The organism is Kytococcus sedentarius, assembly GCF_041937525.1.
Lineage (GTDB): Bacteria > Actinomycetota > Actinomycetes > Actinomycetales > Dermatophilaceae > Kytococcus > Kytococcus sedentarius_A.
This window is the reverse complement of sequence record NZ_CP169391.1, coordinates 316,914-334,372: the sequence shown is the minus strand read 5'-3', so window position 1 is coordinate 334,372 and position 17,459 is coordinate 316,914. Positions and strand designations below refer to the sequence as shown.

12 protein-coding genes and 1 tRNA gene are annotated in these 17,459 nt (G+C 70.7%); 7 read left to right on the top strand and 6 right to left on the bottom strand.

What is annotated here, in order from left to right:
* Window position 1: 1 nt before the first annotated feature.
* From prmC to rpmE, 3 genes are all read right to left on the bottom strand, one after another.
* A complete protein-coding gene (prmC, locus tag ACEY2A_RS01600) occupies window positions 2-928 on the bottom strand; it encodes a peptide chain release factor N(5)-glutamine methyltransferase (RefSeq protein ID WP_374929137.1) in 927 nt (308 codons plus the stop codon).
* A gap of 3 nt (window positions 929-931) precedes the next feature.
* The gene (prfA, locus tag ACEY2A_RS01595) at window positions 932-2,005 is read right to left on the bottom strand and encodes a peptide chain release factor 1 (RefSeq protein WP_374929136.1); all 1,074 of its coding nucleotides are present in this window, start codon (window positions 2,003-2,005) and stop codon (window positions 932-934) included.
* A 70-nt stretch (window positions 2,006-2,075) separates the two neighbouring features.
* Entirely contained in the window at window positions 2,076-2,291 is a 216-nt protein-coding gene (gene rpmE, locus ACEY2A_RS01590) for a 50S ribosomal protein L31 (protein WP_374929135.1), read from the bottom strand.
* 254 nt (window positions 2,292-2,545) lie between these two features.
* Here rpmE and ACEY2A_RS01585 point away from each other — a divergent pair, with 254 nt between their 5' ends.
* Both ACEY2A_RS01585 and ACEY2A_RS01580 read left to right on the top strand, forming a co-directional pair.
* Entirely contained in the window at window positions 2,546-3,001 is a 456-nt protein-coding gene (locus ACEY2A_RS01585) for an NfeD family protein (RefSeq protein WP_374929134.1), read from the top strand.
* A 64-nt stretch (window positions 3,002-3,065) separates the two neighbouring features.
* The gene (locus tag ACEY2A_RS01580) at window positions 3,066-4,313 is read left to right on the top strand and encodes an SPFH domain-containing protein (RefSeq protein WP_374929133.1); all 1,248 of its coding nucleotides are present in this window, start codon (window positions 3,066-3,068) and stop codon (window positions 4,311-4,313) included.
* Window positions 4,314-4,402: 89 nt separating this feature from the next.
* Here ACEY2A_RS01580 and ACEY2A_RS01575 read toward each other — a convergent pair whose 3' ends face one another.
* From ACEY2A_RS01575 to argS, 3 genes are all read right to left on the bottom strand, one after another.
* Window positions 4,403-5,476 (bottom strand): glutathione S-transferase family protein, encoded by a 1,074-nt coding sequence (locus ACEY2A_RS01575; protein WP_374929132.1) that lies wholly within the window; start codon window positions 5,474-5,476, stop codon window positions 4,403-4,405.
* A 64-nt stretch (window positions 5,477-5,540) separates the two neighbouring features.
* On the bottom strand, window positions 5,541-7,580 hold the full coding sequence (rho, locus tag ACEY2A_RS01570) for a transcription termination factor Rho (protein ID WP_374929131.1): 2,040 nt from the start codon (window positions 7,578-7,580) through the stop codon (window positions 5,541-5,543).
* 357 nt (window positions 7,581-7,937) lie between these two features.
* Entirely contained in the window at window positions 7,938-9,581 is a 1,644-nt protein-coding gene (argS, locus tag ACEY2A_RS01565) for an arginine--tRNA ligase (protein ID WP_374929130.1), read from the bottom strand.
* Window positions 9,582-9,660: 79 nt separating this feature from the next.
* Between argS and ACEY2A_RS01560 the strand changes: the two genes are divergently transcribed.
* The 5 genes from ACEY2A_RS01560 (at window position 9,661) to ACEY2A_RS01540 (ending at window position 17,455) form a co-directional block, all read left to right on the top strand.
* Window positions 9,661-9,732 (top strand) — tRNA-Arg (locus ACEY2A_RS01560).
* 594 nt (window positions 9,733-10,326) lie between these two features.
* Complete coding sequence (locus ACEY2A_RS01555; protein WP_374929129.1) at window positions 10,327-10,992, top strand: DUF559 domain-containing protein; 666 nt, start codon at window positions 10,327-10,329, stop codon at window positions 10,990-10,992.
* A 518-nt stretch (window positions 10,993-11,510) separates the two neighbouring features.
* Entirely contained in the window at window positions 11,511-12,500 is a 990-nt protein-coding gene (locus ACEY2A_RS01550) for an ABC transporter ATP-binding protein (protein WP_374929128.1), read from the top strand.
* Window position 12,501: 1 nt separating this feature from the next.
* Window positions 12,502-13,284: a hypothetical protein gene (locus tag ACEY2A_RS01545; protein ID WP_374929127.1), complete on the top strand. Its 783-nt coding sequence runs from the start codon at window positions 12,502-12,504 to the stop codon at window positions 13,282-13,284.
* Between the two features lie 229 nt (window positions 13,285-13,513).
* Window positions 13,514-17,455, top strand: coding sequence for a multifunctional oxoglutarate decarboxylase/oxoglutarate dehydrogenase thiamine pyrophosphate-binding subunit/dihydrolipoyllysine-residue succinyltransferase subunit (locus ACEY2A_RS01540; protein ID WP_374929126.1), 3,942 nt, complete (start codon window positions 13,514-13,516; stop codon window positions 17,453-17,455).
* Window positions 17,456-17,459 lie beyond the last annotated feature (4 nt).

Here is a 17,459-nt window from a genome sequence, read left to right as displayed (position 1 = left end):
CTCAGCCGCGGCCGGGCCAGTGGGCCTCCACCACGCGGGGGCGGCCGGCGAGGTCGTGGTGGTCGGCCACCTGGTCGTAGCCCAGCCCCGCCAGGGCCGCCGGCAGGGACTCCCCTTGGCTGTCGTCGTGCTCCATCAGCAACCAGCCCCCGGGCCGCAAGAGGCTCCGCGCGTGGCGGGCCAGCTGCAGCGGCAGGGCCAGCCCGTCCTCGGAGCCGCCGTACAGGGCGGCGGCCGGGTCGTGTTCGCGGGCCTCGGGCTCCAGCGGCTCCACCCCCTGCGGCACGTAGGGCGGATTGCTCACCACGAGGTCCACCTGCCCCTCGCGGTCGACGAACTCCTCCCGCGCATCACTCACCCTGAGGTCGACGGTCACCCCGGTTGCGTCGATGTTCCGCTCGGCGTACTCGGCCGCGCGGGGGTCGCGCTCCACCGCCCGCAGCACCGTGCCGGGCACGGCATCCCCCGCGGCCGCCCGGTCGCCCAGCCGCCCCGCCAGGCCCAGCACCACCGCCCCACTGCCGGCGCAGAGGTCCACCACCTCGACCTGCGCCTCAGGGCCAGCCCCGCCCGCAAGCCACAGCACTCGCGCGACCGCCCGCTCCACCAACAGCTCGGTCTCCGGCCGCGGCACGAACACCCCCGGGCCCACCTCCAGCTCCACGCCCGCGAACCACGCCGCGCCAGTGATGTGCTGCAGCGGCTCCCGGGCCTCGCGCCGCACCACCGCCGCCTCGAACCGCTCGGCGCGGGGGTCGTCCGCGGCCAGCTCGTGCCCCAGCAGCACCCGCCGGTGCAGCTCACCCGGCTCGCAGTCCACCACGTGTGCCAACAGCACCGCCGCGTCGGCCGCGGGACTGAGACACCCCGCATCGGACAGGCGGGCGGTGGCGCTGCGCAGCAGGGTGCCCAGGGCAACCGGCTCCACGGCTCAGCCCTCCCCCGCCAGCAGCTGCGCCTCGTGGTCGGCCACCAGCGAGTCGATCACCGCGTCGAGGTCTCCGTCCAGCACCGCCGGCAGGTTGTGCGCCTTGTACCCCGTGCGGTGGTCGCTCACGCGGCTCTCGGGGAAGTTGTAGGTCCGTACCCGCTCGCTGCGGTCCACCGTCCGCACCTGCGCACGCCGCGCCTGTGAGACCTCGGCCTCGGCCTCCTCCAGCGCCATGCGCCGCAGCCGCGAGGCGAGCACCCGCATCGCGGCCTCCTTGTTCTGCAGCTGCGACTTCTCGTTCTGGCAGGTCACCACCACACCGGTGGGCAGGTGGGTGAGGCGCACGGCCGAGTCGGTGGTGTTCACGCTCTGCCCGCCGGGCCCCGAGCTGCGGTACACGTCCACCTTCAGGTCCGCCGCGGCGATCTCCACCTCGCCGGGGTCGTCCACCTCCGGCAGCACCAGCACGCCCACTGCGGAGGTGTGGATGCGCCCCTGCGACTCGGTCACCGGCACCCGCTGCACCCGGTGCACTCCCCCCTCGAACTTCAGCCGCGCCCACGGCGCCTCGCCGGGCTCGCCGGCCGACCGGGCGCGGATGGCCACCCGGGCATCCTTCACCCCGCCCAGGTCCGATGCGGTGGACTCCAGCACCGTGGCCGCCCACCCCCGCCGCTCGGCGTGGCGCAGGTACATGCGCACCAGCTCGCCGGCGAAGAGCGCGGACTCCTGACCGCCCTCCCCCGCCTTGACCTCCAGGATCACGTCGCGGTCGTCGTCGGGGTCGCGCGGCACCAGGGCACGGGTGAGGGCCTCCTGCGCCTCCTCGAGCTCGTGGGCCAGGGCCGGCAGCTCGGCGGCGAACTCGGGCTCCTCGTCCGCCAGCTCGCGGGCTGCGGCGAGGTCCTGCTCGGCGGCGTCGCGGCGGGCCGCGGCGCGGGCCACGGGCTCCAGGGCCGCGTACCCCCGGGCGGCGGCGCGGAAGCGTACGGGGTCGGCCACCACCTCGGGGCGGGCCATCTCGGCCTCCAGCCGGGCGTGTTCGGCCAGGGCCTCGGCCAGTGCCTCACTCATCCTGACGTCCTCCTGCAGACATGATGATGGCCGGGCACCCCCGTGGGGTACCCGGCCATGACCAGATGTCTCAGTTGCCGGCCTTGTTGCCGTAGCGCTGCTGGAAGCGGGCCACGCGACCACCGGTGTCCAGGATCTTCTGCTTGCCGGTGTAGAAGGGGTGGCACTGGCTGCACACGTCCACGCTCATGCGGCCGCCCTCGGCGGTGCTGCGGGTCGTGAAGGTGCTGCCGCAGGTGCACACGACCTCGGTGGTGTCATACGCGGGGTGAATGTCCTTGCGCATGGTCTCTCCTCGTTCAGGTGGGATGTCCGGGTCGTCCGCGTGCCCGTGTGGACGGATCGCCGCGTGCCCGGGGTGCAGCACCTGATGGAGGGGCGCTGCAGCTGGCGTGACGTGAACCGGACGCAACGGGCCATTCTGCCACCACCGCGCCGTGGCGCCAAACGCGCCGTCGGGTGACTGCCCGCCCCTCGATGCGGGACGCGTCCACCCGAGGGCCCATGCCTCGCGGACGTGACGCAAACTACAGTTCCGGCATGTTCGATTTCCTCCGAGATTCCCAGTGGTTGTGGTGGCTCGGTGCCGCCCTCGCCCTCGGCGCCGTGGAGATGATCACGCTCGACTTCATGTTCCTGATGCTGGCCATCGGCGCCCTGGTGGCCATGGTGCTGGCGGCGATGGGGCTCGGCTTCACCGGCCAGGTGGTCACCTTCGCCCTGGCCTCCCTGCTGCTGCTGTTCCTGGTGCGCCCGGTGCTGAAGCGCCGCCTGCTGGAGAACACGCCGCTGGCCGTCACCAACGCCGCCGCTCTCAAGGGGCGCGACGCCCTGGTGACCGAGCCGGTCACCGAGCTGGCCGGCACCGTGAAGCTCGCCGGTGAGACCTGGACCGCGCGCCCGCAGTGGGACGGCGAGACCTTCGCCATCGGCGAGAAGGTGCGCGTCGCCCGCATCGAGGGTGCGACCGCCCGCATCGAGCGACTGACGGCCTGATCCCCGCCTGACCCCTCCCCCTGAACAGACCTGACCCGAACCGATCCGTCCCCGAGGAGGAGACGTGCCCGAAGCCATCACAGCAGTGGTCCTGATACTGCTGCTCCTGTTCGTCGTCATCGTGCTGGTGCGCTCGATCATGATCGTGCCGCAGGCCACCGCGGTGATCGTGGAGCGCCTGGGCCGCTACAGCAAGACGCTGGACGCCGGCCTGAACCTGCTGATCCCGTTCATCGACAAGTCGCGCGCCCGCGTCGACCTGCGTGAGCAGGTCGTCAGCTTCCCGCCGCAGCCGGTGATCACCAGCGACAACCTGGTGGTCTCCATCGACACCGTCATCTACTTCCAGGTCACCGACCCGAAGGCCGCCACCTACGAGATCGCCAACTACATCTCGGGTATCGAGCAGCTCACGGTCACCACGCTGCGAAACGTCATCGGTTCGCTGGACCTGGAGCAGACCCTGACCAGCCGCGACCAGATCAACGGCCGCCTGCGCGGCGTGCTGGACGAGGCCACCGGCCGCTGGGGCATCCGCGTGAACCGCGTGGAGCTGAAGGCCATCGACCCGCCGCCCAGCGTGCAGGACTCCATGGAGAAGCAGATGCGCGCCGAGCGTGACCGTCGTGCGGCCATCCTGAACGCCGAGGGTGTGAAGCAGTCGCAGATCCTCACGGCCGAGGGTGAGAAGCAGGCAGCCATCCTCACCGCCGAGGGTGACGCGCAGGCCTCCGTGCTGCGCGCCCAAGGTGAGTCGCGCGCCATCATGCAGGTGTTCGACGCGATCCACCGCGGCAACCCGAACAGCAAGGTCTTCGCCTACCAGTACCTGCAGGCGCTGCCGAAGATCTCCGAGGGCGAGGCGAACAAGATGTTCTTCTTCCCCAGCGAGATCACCGACGCCCTCAAGGGTGTGGGTGGCGTGCTCGGCGGCCAGTCGGGCATGGACTCCTCGGGCGATGCGGTGCGCGAGCAGAACACCATCGGCGAGCCGATGAAGCTCGACATCGAGGAGACCAACCTGGAGGACCCGGCCGAGGCGCTGCGCAAGGCGCGTGCCGAGGCCCGTGGCGCCACCGACGAGGTGGCCGACTCCGCCACCGCGCGCCGCGGTTCCGCTGCGGGCATGGGCGGTCTGGGCGGTGCCACTCCCGCGGGTGGCTCGGCCATCCAGAGCAACCCGGGTCTGGACACGCACGCGGACGACGAGCCGCGTCGCAACTCCCCGATGCGGGACGACCAGGCCGGCGGTGAGCCCGGCGGCCAGGGCCTGCCGGGTCAGGGTGGTCCGGAGGACCGACCGCAGGTCTGATCCGTCGGTGCCCACCGGCATCGATGAGGGGGCCTCTCCGCGCGTGCGGAGGGGCCCCCTTCGTCGTGCCCGCCCGGGCGGGTGGCCGGTCAGCGCGTGGCGTCGCCCAGCGGCGTGTTCCCCGCCGGCACCCGCTCCGATGCGGGGACCGGGCCGGGCGCCGTGCCGGCGCCGAAGGGCGAGCCGCCCAGCTCCTCGCGGCCGTGGGCCTCCAGCAGCCAGCCCATGTCCGGACCGACGGGCACCACACCGGTGGGGTTCACCTCACGGTGCACCTCGTAGTAGTGCTGCTTGATCTGCACGAAGTCCGTGGTGTCGCCGAAACCGGGGGTCTGGAACAGGTCGCGCAGGTAGGCCGAGAGCACCGGCATGGCCCGCAGCGTGGAGCGGTTGCACTTGAAGTGGCCCTGGTAGACGGGGTCGAAGCGCACCAGGGTGGTGAACAGGCGGATGTCCGCCTCGGTGATGTGGTCCCCCACCAGGTAGCGGCGGTCGGCCAGGTGCTCCTCCAGCCAGTCCAGAGCCGTCCAGAGGCGCTCGTAGGCGGCCTCGTAGGACTCCTGGTCACCGGCGAAGCCACAGCGGTACACACCGTTGTTCACCTCGGTGTAGATGCGCCGCATGATGGGGTCCATCTCCGCGCGCAGCGCCTCGGGGTACAGGTCCGGCGCCCCCTCGCGGTGGTGCTCGACCCACTCGCTGGAGAAGTCCAGGGTGAGCTGGGCGAAGTCGTTGGTCACCACCTGGCCGGAGGACTCCTCCACCATGGCCGGGACGGTGATGCCCAGCGGGTAGTCGGCCACCCGCGCGTTGTAGCACTCCCGCAGGCGGTGGACGCCGAGCACGGGGTCCACGCCCCCCTCATCGAGGTTGAAGTTCCACGAGGCCTCGCCGTGCACGGGGTGCGCCAGGCCCAGGGAGATGACCCCCTCCAGGCCCAGGAGGCGGCGCACGATGACGGTGCGGTGCGCCCACGGGCAGGCCCGCGCTGCCACCAGCCGGTACCGATGCGGTTCCACCGGCCAGATCATCTCCCCCACCGTCTCGCCGGTGGGCCCGGGAGTCGGGGCGTCACGCGTGATGCGGTCGGTGATGTAGCGAGTGTCTCGTTCGAAGGCGCCCTCGGTGGACGCGTTGCGGGCCGGGGCCTCATCCGTGGTCATGTGTCCACGGTAGGCCCCGGCCCGGTGCGAGGGGTGAGGCGGGCTCACCCCATCGAGAAGGAGGTCAGTCCTCCTCGTCCTCCAGCTTGATCGAGGAGGTCTGCTGCACCTGCATGAGGAACTCACCGTTGCTGCCGGTCTTGCGCATGCGGTCCAGCAGCAGCTCGATGGAGGCCTGGCTGTCCAGCGCGGAGAGCACGCGGCGCAGCTTCCAGACCACCTTGAGCTCCTCGGCGGAGAGCAGGATCTCCTCCTTGCGGGTGCCCGAGGCATTGACGTCCACGGCCGGGAAGATGCGGCGGTCGGCCAGCTGGCGCGAGAGACGCAGCTCCATGTTTCCGGTGCCCTTGAACTCCTCGAAGATGACCTCATCCATCTTGGACCCGGTCTCCACCAGCGCGGTGGCGAGGATGGTGAGCGAGCCACCGTTCTCGATGTTGCGCGCGGCGCCGAAGAAGCGCTTGGGCGGGTACAGCGCCGAGGAGTCCACACCACCGGAGAGGATGCGGCCCGAGGCCGGCGCGGCGATGTTGTAGGCGCGGCCCAGACGGGTGATGGAGTCCAGCAGCACCACCACGTCCTGACCCATCTCCACCAGACGCTTGGCGCGCTCGATGGCGAGCTCGGCCACGATGGTGTGGTCGTCCGCCGGGCGGTCGAAGGTGGAGGCGATGACCTCGCCGGCCACCGTGCGCTGCATGTCGGTGACCTCCTCGGGACGCTCGTCCACCAGGACGATCATGAGGTGCGCCTCGGGGTTGTTCTCCGTGATGGCGTTGGCGATGGCCTGCAGGATCATCGTCTTGCCGGCCTTCGGCGGGGCCACGATGAGGCCACGCTGGCCCTTGCCGATGGGCGCCACCAGGTCGATCACCCGGTTGGTGTAGTTCTTCTGGCCGTTCTCCAGGCGCATGCGCTGCTGCGGGTACAGCGGCGTGAGCTTGCCGAACTCCACGCGACGGCGGGCGTCGTCGGGGTTCATGCCGTTCACCTGGTCGACCTTCACCAGGGCGTTGAACTTGTTCTTGTTCGCCTTCTGGTTGCGGCGGCCCTGCTGCGGGGTGGGGGTCGACATGTCGTCGTCCAGGTCGTGGCGCGGCTTGATGCGGCCCACCACGGCGTCGCCCTTGCGCAGACCGTGGCGCTTGATCATCTGCATGGGCACGTAGACGTCGCTCGGGCCGGGCAGGTAGCCGGTGGTGCGCACGAAGCCGTAGGAGTCGAGCACGTCCAGGATGCCGGCGATGGGCACCAGGTCGGGCTCGTCGCCCTGGCCGCGGTGCTGGTTGTCGCGGTCCTGGCCGCCACGGTTCTGCTGGTCGCCGCGGCCCTGGCCACGGTCCTGACCGCCGCGGTTCTGCTGGCCGCCCTGCTGGTCGTCATCACCGCGGTTGCGGCCGCGGTTGCGACGGTTGCGGCGGCTGCGGCGGCGGCCACCCCGCTCGTCGTCCTCGTCGTCACCGCCACGGTCCGGGCCGTTGTTGCCCTGGTTGTTCTGGCGGCGGTCGTCCTGCTGGCGGTCGTCCTGCTGGCGGTCGTCCTGCTGACGGTCACGGCCGGACTGGTCCTGCTGGCGGCCGCGGTCGTTGCGGTCGTCGTCCTCCTGACCACCCTGCTGGCCCTGCTGCTCGTCCTGGTCCGACTCGCCACGGGTGCGGCCGCCACGGCGACCACGACGGGTGCGGCCGGAGCCACCCTCGTTGTCGTCACCCTCATCGGAGGAGGTCTGGGGACCGCGGGTCTGCGGCGCGTCCTGCACGTCCTCGGGGGTGGAGGCGGCGGCGTTGTCGGGGGTGCTCTCCGGGGTGGTGCCGGCAGCGGGCGCCCCCTCATCGCTGCTGGCACGGCCACGCTGCCCGCGCGGGGCGGCCTGCTCGGCGCCCCCGTCCTGGGCTGCGCCGGCGGTGGCCGGAGCGCTGGTGGTGGGCCGGGCGGACCCGGCGTCCACGCGCGCCTGGCGGATCTCGGCCACCAGGTCCCCCTTGCGCTTCTTGGTGGTGTCGATGCCCATGCTGGCGGCCAACTCCTGGAGCTCGGCCAGGCGAAGGGCGCTCAGGGCCGTCGAACGCTTGGGGCTCTCGGCCGGCTGGGTCATGTCAGTCATGCATGTCCTTCCAACCTGCGCCAGAGGGGCGCAGAGGTGATGGATGTCGGCGCGACCGCAGGCGCGCCGGTGGCGGCGACGAGGGTCGTGCTCGGTTACTGGCCGAAGAGGATCCCGTGGTGGCGACTGGTCCGTGCAACCGGGTTCGTCATCACATTCGGATCAGGCCCATGCGACTGCGTGGGATCCGCGGGACGACCCTCAGGCCGGGAGATGCCGGGTGGAACGAGTGTTCCTGCCGACGGCCGTCACACTATCACCGGGGATGCGGGGGCGGTGCACCCCATTTGTCGGCGTGGCCCCGGGGGGACGCGTGCGCCGCGCCGGGCCGGGGCGCGCCCCGGCCCGGCGGCCGGCTCACATGCGCTCGGGTGCGGAGACCCCCAGCAGGTCGAGCCCGCGGCGCAGCACCACGCCGGTGGCGTCGTTCAGCCACAGGCGGCTGCGGTGCAGGTCGGTGACCTCCTCGCCGTCACGGGGGCGCACGCGGCAGGCGTCGTACCACTTGTGGAAGGCGCCGGCCAGGCCCTCCAGGTAGCGGGCCACCCGGTGCGGCTCGCGCAGCTCCGCGGCCTGGGCCACCACGCGCGGGAAGTCACCCAGGGCGGCCAGCAGGGTCGCCTCGGTGGGGTCACTGAGGAGGGCGGGGTCGAAGCCGTCGGCGCGGCTCACCCCATCGGCGGCGGCGAGGCGGGCGACGTTCGCGGTGCGCGCGTGGGCGTACTGCACGTAGAAGACCGGGTTGTCGTTGGTCTGCTTGCGCAGCTCCTCGCCGTCGAGCTCCAGCGGGGTGTCCGCCGGGTAGCGGCCCAGGGAGTAGCGGATGGCGTCGGCGCCGATCCACTCGAGCATGTCCTTGAGGTCCACCACGTTGCCAGCGCGCTTGCTCAGGCGGGCACCGTTGATGGAGATGAGCTGGCCGATGCGGACCTCGATGTTCTGCTCCGGGTCGTCACCGGCGGCGGCGCTGATGGCCTTGAGGCGGTTGATGTAGCCGTGGTGGTCGGCGCCGAGCAGGTAGATCTTCTCGGTGAAGCCGCGGTCCTTCTTGTCCAGGTAGTAGGCGGCGTCGGCGGCGAAGTAGGTGGGCTCGCCGTTGGCGCGGATGAGCACGCGGTCCTTGTCGTCGGTGAAGTCCGTGGTGCGCAGCCAGACGGCACCGCCCTCGTCGTACACGTGGCCCTGCTCGCGGAGGCGGTCCACGGCCTGCTCCACGGCGCCGCGGGAGTGCAGGTCGGCCTCGGAGAACCACACGTCGAAGTGCACCCCGAAGGCGTCGAGCGTGTCCTTGATCTGCTGCAGCATCAGCGGGTAGCCCAGTTCCCGGGCGGCCGTGGTGCCCTCGTCCTGCGGGAGGTCCGCCAGGTCGGGGCGCTGCTCCAGGGCGGCGGCGCCGAGCTCCTGCATGTACTCGCCCGGGTAGCCGCCCTCCGGGGTGGGCTCGCCCTTGGCGGCGGCCAGCACGCTGGCGCCGAACTTGTCCATCTGGGCGCCGGCGTCGTTGATGTAGTACTCGGCGGTGACGTCGGCGCCGCTGGCGGTGAGGAGCCGCCGCATCGAGTCACCCAGGGCGGCCCAGCGGGTGTGGCCCACGTGCAGGTGGCCGGTGGGGTTGGCGGAGATGAACTCCAGGTTGATGGTGTGGCCGGCGAGCGCCTCGTTGTCGCCGTAGGTGTCGGCGGACTCCACGATGGAGCGGGCCAGCTCGCCGGCGCTGGCCGCATTGAGGGTGATGTTGAGGAAGCCGGGGCCGGCGATGTCGACGGCGGCCACCCCCTCGGCCTCGCGGAGGCGGGCGGCGACGATCTCGGCGAACTCGCGCGGGTTCATGCCGGCCTTCTTGGCCAGCTGGAGGGCGATGTTGCTGGCCCAGTCGCCGTGGTTGCGGTCCTTGGGTCGCTCCACGCGCACCTCAGCCGGGATGTCGACGGTGACCTGACCGTCGGCGACGGCCGCCTCGAGGGCGGCGGTGATGGCCTGGGCGAGCTGCTCGGGAGTCATGCGCGAACCCTACCGACGTCCGCTGGTAGGGTGTCCCCTCGGTTCATCGGTCCGGCTGGTCCGGGCGGTTGGACACCGTGCCCCCGTAGCTCAGGGGATAGAGCACCGCCCTCCGGAGGCGGGTGCGCAGGTTCGAATCCTGCCGGGGGCGCACGGTTCTTTGCAGGCCCCGGTCCGTCGTGGACCGGGGCCTGCGGCGTGTGTGGGGTGGGTTGGCTCCCCCGCAGCAGCTCCCCTGGCCAGCACGCCCCGCCCTGCAGGCCCCGGCGTCCCATCTGTTCGTCGATATTGGGGCCACCTCATCCACTCGTCGCAGTTGGGCCAAATCCGGCCGAAAACCCCCGAACCACGACGAACAGATGCCTCCCCCCCCCAAGAACGACGACTCGATGAGGCAGCCCCGGCCCGGGGACGCCGCCGGGCCGGACGTCACAGCATCCACAGGCGAGCACACCACCCCCAGCACGGCCACCACGCAGGCCCGGACCCTGTGGGCATGTGCGCCGCCCGGATCCCTGAGCCTCCGCAACCTCCCGTCCCGAGCCCCGACCACTTCTCCTGCACGGAGGCACTCGACAGGGGGCTCGACCGGCAGCGCCTCAGACACCCGGGCTGGCACTCCGCCACCACCGGGGCCCGGTCACGCAGACCACCGCAGACACCCGAGGAACGCATCGCCGCCATCCGGCCCGGACTGCCGGCGGACAGCGCCATCAGCTGCCAGTCGGCGGCGGTGTTGCACGGGATGCCCACCCCATCGGCCCCCTCGATGCGGGAGCCGGTCCACGTGCGTCGACCCGGCCGGTTGCGGGTGCGGCGCCCCGACGTCATCGCGCACTCCGGGCTGGAGTGGCGCACCGTGACGGAGGTGAACGGCATCCGCGTGACGAGTCCCGTGGACACCTGGCTGGACCTTGCTGCGCCGGGCCACTGGGGTCTGGACGCGCTGGTGGCGGCCGGTGACTACCTGGTGAGCGAGTGGGGCGCCAACGGGCCGATGGAGCAGTTCGCCGAGGTGCTCGAACGGCGCCCGGGGTCGCCGGGTCAGGCGCTCGCCCGGAAGGCGCTGCGGCTCGTGCGTCCTCGGTCGCGGTCGGTGAGGGAGTCGAAAGCCCGGATCCTGATGATCGGCCACGGACTGCCCGAACCCCTGCTCAACCACCCGGTGAGGAACGAGCACGGCCAGAAGGTCACCGAGGTGGACTTCGCCTGGGAGGGCACCATGGTGGTGGTCGAGTATGACGGTGAAAGCCACTACGAGAGCCCGGAGGAACGCCGAAAGACTCTGCGCCGGTTGGAGATGCTCCGCGATATGGGCTACGACGTGCTGACACTGACCTCGGTCGACCTGCAGCCCAGCTATCAGCACGCCTGGCTGACGGACCTGGAGCGGCGGCTGGGCCGGGCCTGAGAGGCGGGTGGCCCTGGCGGGGTGGGGACCTTTGGGGCTGCGGTCCGCCCGGAACTGTTCGTCGCTATTGGGGCGACCCCCAACCGTTCGTCGCTCTTGGGCCAAGTCCGGCCGAAAATCCCCGAACTACGACGAACAGATGCCCCTCCCCCAAGAACGACGAACCGATGAGGCAGCGCGAGACCCATGGGTGGGTGCCGGGGAAGGGTGGCGGCCCGGGGCAGCCAGGTGGCGCGGCGGGGCGCCGGCCCGAGGGAGCCAAGTCGACCGGCCCGACCTGGGGCTGCCCCCCCGGCCAACCCGGCACGGCAAAGGTGAACCCGGCACGGTGAGTACGGCGTGCCGGGTTCACCTCTTCCGCGCCAACTCCCCCGCTGCCCCGGCAGATCCGACCACGGGATGACGAATGTCACCCGGACCGGTCCCGGGGTTCACACTCCGGGACGAGCCGGGGGTGCTGTGATGGGCCAGTACCCAGACCACGGCTCCCACGAGCCCTCCACACCCTTGGGGGTGACATGAGCACTTCGATGACCGACAGCGCGCCCCAGCAGCCTGCCGACCCACATGCGGGGTACGCCGCCACCGGTGGCGACGGCCGCGGGGCACGCATCGAGATCCAGAACCTGTCCAAGCACTTCGGCAGCTTCCGGGCCGTCGACGACTTGTCCTTCACCGTCGAGCCCGGTCGCATCACCGGCTTCCTGGGCCCCAACGGCTCGGGCAAGACCACCACCTTGCGCATGCTGCTGGGCCTGATGTCCAAGACCTCCGGCACCGCCACGATCGACGGCAAGGACTACAAGGACATCAAGCGCCCTCTGCACACGGTGGGCGCCGCCCTGGAGGCCACCGGTTTCCACCCCACCCGCACGGGTCGCAACCACCTCCGCGTGATCGCCGCCTCCCATGGCATCCCGAATCGCCGCGTGGACGAGATCATCGAGCTGGTCGGCATCCCAGCCGCCTCGCGCAAGAAGGTCGGCGGCTACTCCATGGGTATGCGCCAGCGTCTCGGCCTCGGCGTGACGCTCCTGGGCGACCCCAAGGTGCTCGTGATGGACGAGCCCGCCAACGGCCTCGACCCGCAGGGCATCCGCTGGCTCCGTGACTTCCTCCGTCACATGGCCAAGGACCAGGGGAAGACCGTCCTCATCAGTTCGCACATGCTCAGCGAGGTGCAGCAGACGGTCGACGACGTCGTCATCATCGCCAACGGCCGCATGGTCACCCAGGGCCCGCTGGACAGCCTCGACGCCGACAAGGGCACTCGCGTGGCCACCCGCGATGCGGAGACGCTCGCCCGCGTCTTCGCCGACCGAGGCCTGCGGGCCCACGTCACGAGCCCGACCACCCTGGACGTCGAGAGCACCGACGGGGTCCTCATCGGCGACACCGCTCTGGCCGCGGGCCAGCCCATCCACGGGCTGACCTCGACCAGCAGCGACCTCGAGGAGATGTTCGTGAAGCTGACCGACCAGCACGGCAACCGAAACCAGGAGGGCTGACATGGGCATCATCAACTCTGAGCTGCGCAAGCTCTTCACGCTGAAGCTTCCCTGGCTGCTGGTGATCATCACCCTGCTCCTGGCCGCAGCCTTCTCCGCGCTGACGGCGTGGTCCTACAGCACCGTTCCCGAGGGCGTGGAGGTCCCGGGAATGAACGACCCGCTGCAGACCGCGGAGAGCGTCTACCGCGCCGGTCTGATGCCTGCCTACCTGGCGGCCTTCACGGGCGCGGCCATGCTCATCGGCCAGGAGTGGGGCCACAACACGTGGACCGCCACCTTCCTGGCGACTCCCCGTCGGTGGACCGTCCTGTTCGGCAAGATGGTCGCGAGCGTGGTGGTGGGCCTGCTGGTGGGCCTGTCCCTGCTGGCCGGCGCCTTGGCCGGCGGCATCCCCTTCATGATCGCCAACGACATGGAGGTGTTCCCCCAGTCCGCGGACCTCATCACGATGCTGGCCTCCCAGGTCCTCGCGTGCATCCTGTGGGCGCTCCTCGGCATGGGGCTCGCCCTGTTGCTGAAGAGCACGGTGGCGACGGTCCTCATCGGCTTCGCGTTCAGCATCATCGGCGAGCAGGTCATCTTCGTGCTCTCGATGATCTGGGACTGGGTGGGCGACGCCGCGCGCTTCCTGCCCGGCTCCGCGACCGGTGCGCTGACCAACAGCCCCAACGGCCCGTGGGACGTCCTGCCGATGTGGGCGGGTGGCCTGGTCCTGGCCGGGTACGCCCTGCTCTTCGTGATCCTCGGCGGGCTGCGACGCAACTCCACGGACGTCACCTGACACCCCGGAGGGGCTCGATGCGGTGACCCACCCCATCGAGCCCCCTCCACCCCACCCGCGGGGCGGGCGGACGACCACCACGGTCGCCGCCCGCCCCGCGGCGTCCCCACCTCCCTCGCCCACGGTGGCCGGGCATTAGGCTGGACCCCAGCAGTGATGTGGGGTGCCCACCCGGAGGCAGCCCCGCACGACACGAACACTCGAGTGCAGGGAAGAAGGCGCATCCACCGTGGCCGAGAACCACTCCTCCGACGCCCAGGCCACCTTCGGGGCCAACGACTGGCTCGTGGAGGACAAGTACGAACAGTTCCAGGAGGACCCGAGCTCGGTGGGTCCGGAGTGGCAGGAGCTGTTCGCCACGTGGTCGCCCGAGGGTGCGCAGGGGCAGTCCGATGCGGGCAGCAAGCCCGCCGCGGGCAAGGCCGCCCAGGCCGACGAGGGCAAGGCCGCCTCCGATGCGGGGAGCAAGCCCGCCGCCTCGAAGCGCCCCCGGGACTCCCAGGCTGCCGAGGACGCCAAGAAGAAGCCCTCGGCCGAGAAGTCGTCCACGACCCCCACCGCCGACAAGGCCCCCGACACCAAGGGCGCCGCCAAGGGTGCCGCCTCCAAGGGCGCCGCCAAGGACGGTGAGTCCGCCCCCAAGGCCTCGAAGTCCTCCGAGTCGGTCTCCCAGGCCCCGGAGAAGGTCTCCCCCTCGCAGAAGCGCTCTGTGGTGAACACCGAGGGCGGCGAGCTGGGCGAGGAGCTCAACCCGCCGCGCCGCCGTCCGCTGAGCCGCGACATGCCCAGCCCCCGCGACGTGCAGGCCGACCCCCAGCCCAGCACCGAGAAGATCAAGGGCACCGCCGGGGCCATCGTCAAGGCGATGGACGCCTCCCTGACCGTGCCCACCGCCACGTCCGTGCGCGCGGTGCCTGCCAAGGCCCTCATCGACAACCGCATCGTCATCAATGGCCACCTCGCCCGCAACCGGGGCGGGAAGATCAGCTTCACCCACCTCATCGGGTACGCGCTGGTGAAGGCCGTCCGCACGATGCCGGACATGAACTTCGTCTACGGCACCGACGACAAGGACAAGCCGCAGGTCACCAACCCCGGCACCCTGAACCTCGGCATCGCCATCGACATGAAGAAGCCGGACGGCAGCCGCACGCTGATCGTGCCGTCCATCAAGCACGCCGACCAGATGGACTTCACCCAGTTCTGGTACGCCTACGACGCCCTGGTGGCCAAGGCCCGCGACAACAAGCTGGACATGGCGGACCTGCAGGGCACCACCATGTCGCTCACGAACCCCGGCGGCATCGGCACCACCCACTCGGTCCCCCGCCTGATGAGCGGCCAGGCAGCCATCATCGGCGTGGGCGCGCTGGAGTACCCGGCCGAGTTCCAGGGCATGTCGCCCGAGCGCATCGCCAAGGACGCGGTCAGCAAGGTGCTCACGCTGACCTCCACCTACGACCACCGCGTCATCCAGGGCGCCGCCTCCGGTGAGTTCCTCAAGCTGGTGCACGGCTACCTGAACGGCGAGGACGGCTTCTACGACGAGATCTTCCAGTCGCTGCGCATCCCGTACGAGCCCATCCGCTGGGTGCCGGACATCGCCGCGGTGCACGAGAACGACCTCTCCAAGGACGCCCGCGTGCAGGCCCTCATCCAGGCCTACCGCGAGCGCGGCCACCTCATGGCCGACACCGACCCGCTGGAGTACCAGCTGCGTCGTCACCCGGACCTGGACATCAACACCCACGGCCTGACGCTGTGGGACCTGGACCGTGAGTTCCCCACCAACGGCTTCGGGGGCGCCGAGCGCCTGCCGCTGCGCGACATCCTGGGCATCCTGCGTGACTCCTACTGCCGCACCATCGGCGTGGAGTACATGTACATCTCCGACCCGGTGCAGCGCCGCTGGATGCAGGAGCAGCTGGAGCAGCCGTTCGAGAAGCCGGGCCGTGAGGAGCAGCTGAACCTGCTGGGCCGCCTGAACGCGGCGGAGGCCTTCGAGACCTTCCTGCAGACCAAGTTCGTGGGCCAGAAGCGCTTCAGCCTGGAGGGCGGTGAGTCCGTCATCGCGATGCTGGACACCATCCTGCGCGGGGCGGCCGCCGACGGCCTCGATGAGGTGTGCATCGGCATGCCGCACCGCGGTCGCCTCAACGTGCTGGCCAACATCGCCGGCAAGTCCTACGCGCAGATCTTCCGCGAGTTCGAGGGCGAGTCGGGTGCCACCAGCGGCTCGGGTGACGTGAAGTACCACCTGGGCACCTCGGGCACGTTCACCGACGACGACGGCAACGAGGTGGGCGTCTACCTGGCGGCCAACCCGTCGCACCTGGAGGCCGTGAACCCGGTGCTCGAGGGCATCGCCCGCGCCAAGCAGGACCGCCTGGCCAAGAACGGCGAGTACCCGGTGCTGCCCATCCTGCTGCACGGTGACGCCGCGTTCGCCGGCCAGGGCGTGGTGGCCGAGACGCTGCAGATGAGCCGGCTGTCGGGGTACAAGACCGGCGGCACCATCCACATCGTGGTGAACAACCAGGTGGGCTTCACCACCTCCCCCCTGGAGGGCCGCACCTCGCGCTACTCCACGGACGTGGCCAAGATGATCGAGGCCCCGGTGTTCCACGTGAACGGCGACGACCCCGAGGCCTGCGCCCGCGTGGCGGAGGTGGCCTTCGCCTACCGCGAGGCCTTCCACAAGGACGTCGTGATCGACCTGGTCTGCTACCGCCGCCGCGGTCACAACGAGGGCGACGACCCCTCGATGACGCAGCCGCAGATGTACACGATGGTCAACAACAAGCGCTCGGTCCGCAAGATCTACCAGGACTCGCTGCTGGGCCGTGGTGACATCGACGAGGACGACGCGAAGGCCATGCTGAAGGACTACCAGCAGAAGCTGGAGTCGGTCTTCACCGAGACCAAGCAGGCCCTCAAGGAGGCGGCCGAGGAGGACGCGCCCGAGGTGCCGGAGCCGGTGGAGCACGGCTGGGACAGCGCCATCGACACCTCGCTGTCGACGGAGGACCTGGAGAAGCTCGGCGCCGTGTGGGGCGATGTCCCCGAGGGCTTCACCATCCACCCCAAGCTGACCAAGCTGCTGGAGCGTCGCGACGCGATGGCGAAGGACGGCGGCATCGACTGGGGCATGGGCGAGCTGCTGGCCTTCGGGGCCACGCTGGCCGGTGGCCGGAGCGTGCGCATGAGCGGGCAGGACAGCCGCCGCGGCACCTTCACCCAGCGCCACGCCGTGCTGGTGGACAACGTGACCGCCGACGAGTGGACGCCGCTGCGCCACATCGCCGACGACCAGGGCCGCTTCGACATCTACGACTCGCTGCTCAGCGAGTACGCGGTGCTGGGCTTCGAGTACGGCTACGCGGTGGAGAACACCGAGGGCCTGGTGGTCTGGGAGGCGCAGTTCGGCGACTTCGTGGACGGCGCGCAGACCATCATCGACGAGTTCATCGCCTCCTCGGAGCAGAAGTGGAACCAGCGCTCCCGCGTGGTGCTGCTGCTGCCGCACGGCTTCGAGGGCCAGGGCCCGGACCACTCCTCGGCCCGCATCGAGCGCTTCCTGACGCTCTTCGCGGAGCAGAACATGACCTTGGCCTACCCGTCCACGCCGGCCAACCACTTCCACCTGCTGCGCAAGCAGGCGGAGAGCGAGCCGGGCCGTCCGCTGGTGGTGTTCACCCCCAAGCAGCTGCTGCGTCTGAAGGCCGCCGTGAGCCCCATCGAGGAGTTCACCGAGGGTCAGTTCCAGCCGGTGATCCCCGACCCCACCTCCCCGGACCCGGGCAAGGTCACGAAGGTGATGATCTGCTCCAGCCGCGTGTACTACGACTTGGCTGCCGAGCGCGAGAAGCGCGAGGCGCAGGACGTGGCCATCATCCGTGTGGAGCAGCTCGCCCCCATCCCGGGCAAGGAGCTGACCGAGGCGCTGGCCCAGTACCCGGACGCCGAGCTGGTGTGGGTGCAGGACGAGCCCCGCAACCAGGGTGCGTGGCCGTTCATGGCCATCAACCTGCCGGTCGTGTTCGCCGAGCACGGTGAGGAGCGCAGCCTGCGCCAGGTGAGCCGGCCGGCGGCGGCCTCCCCGGCCACGGGCGTGAACGCCAAGCACAAGGACGAGCAGGCCGACCTCATCCGTCGCGCCTTCGAGGACTGAGCCG

Bases quoted from the DNA above. Each gene is read 5' to 3' on its own strand.
- prfA (WP_374929136.1), bottom strand. From the start codon at position 2,005: ATGAGTGAGGCACTGGCCGAGGCCCTGGCCGAACACGCCCGGCTGGAG.
- rpmE (WP_374929135.1), bottom strand. From the start codon at position 2,291: ATGCGCAAGGACATTCACCCCGCGTATGACACCACCGAGGTCGTGTGC.
- ACEY2A_RS01585 (WP_374929134.1), top strand. From the start codon at position 2,546: ATGTTCGATTTCCTCCGAGATTCCCAGTGGTTGTGGTGGCTCGGTGCC.
- ACEY2A_RS01575 (WP_374929132.1), bottom strand. From the start codon at position 5,476: ATGACCACGGATGAGGCCCCGGCCCGCAACGCGTCCACCGAGGGCGCC.
- rho (WP_374929131.1), bottom strand. From the start codon at position 7,580: ATGACTGACATGACCCAGCCGGCCGAGAGCCCCAAGCGTTCGACGGCC.
- argS (WP_374929130.1), bottom strand. From the start codon at position 9,581: ATGACTCCCGAGCAGCTCGCCCAGGCCATCACCGCCGCCCTCGAGGCG.
- ACEY2A_RS01555 (WP_374929129.1), top strand. From the start codon at position 10,327: ATGCCCACCCCATCGGCCCCCTCGATGCGGGAGCCGGTCCACGTGCGT.
- ACEY2A_RS01550 (WP_374929128.1), top strand. From the start codon at position 11,511: ATGAGCACTTCGATGACCGACAGCGCGCCCCAGCAGCCTGCCGACCCA.
- ACEY2A_RS01545 (WP_374929127.1), top strand. From the start codon at position 12,502: ATGGGCATCATCAACTCTGAGCTGCGCAAGCTCTTCACGCTGAAGCTT.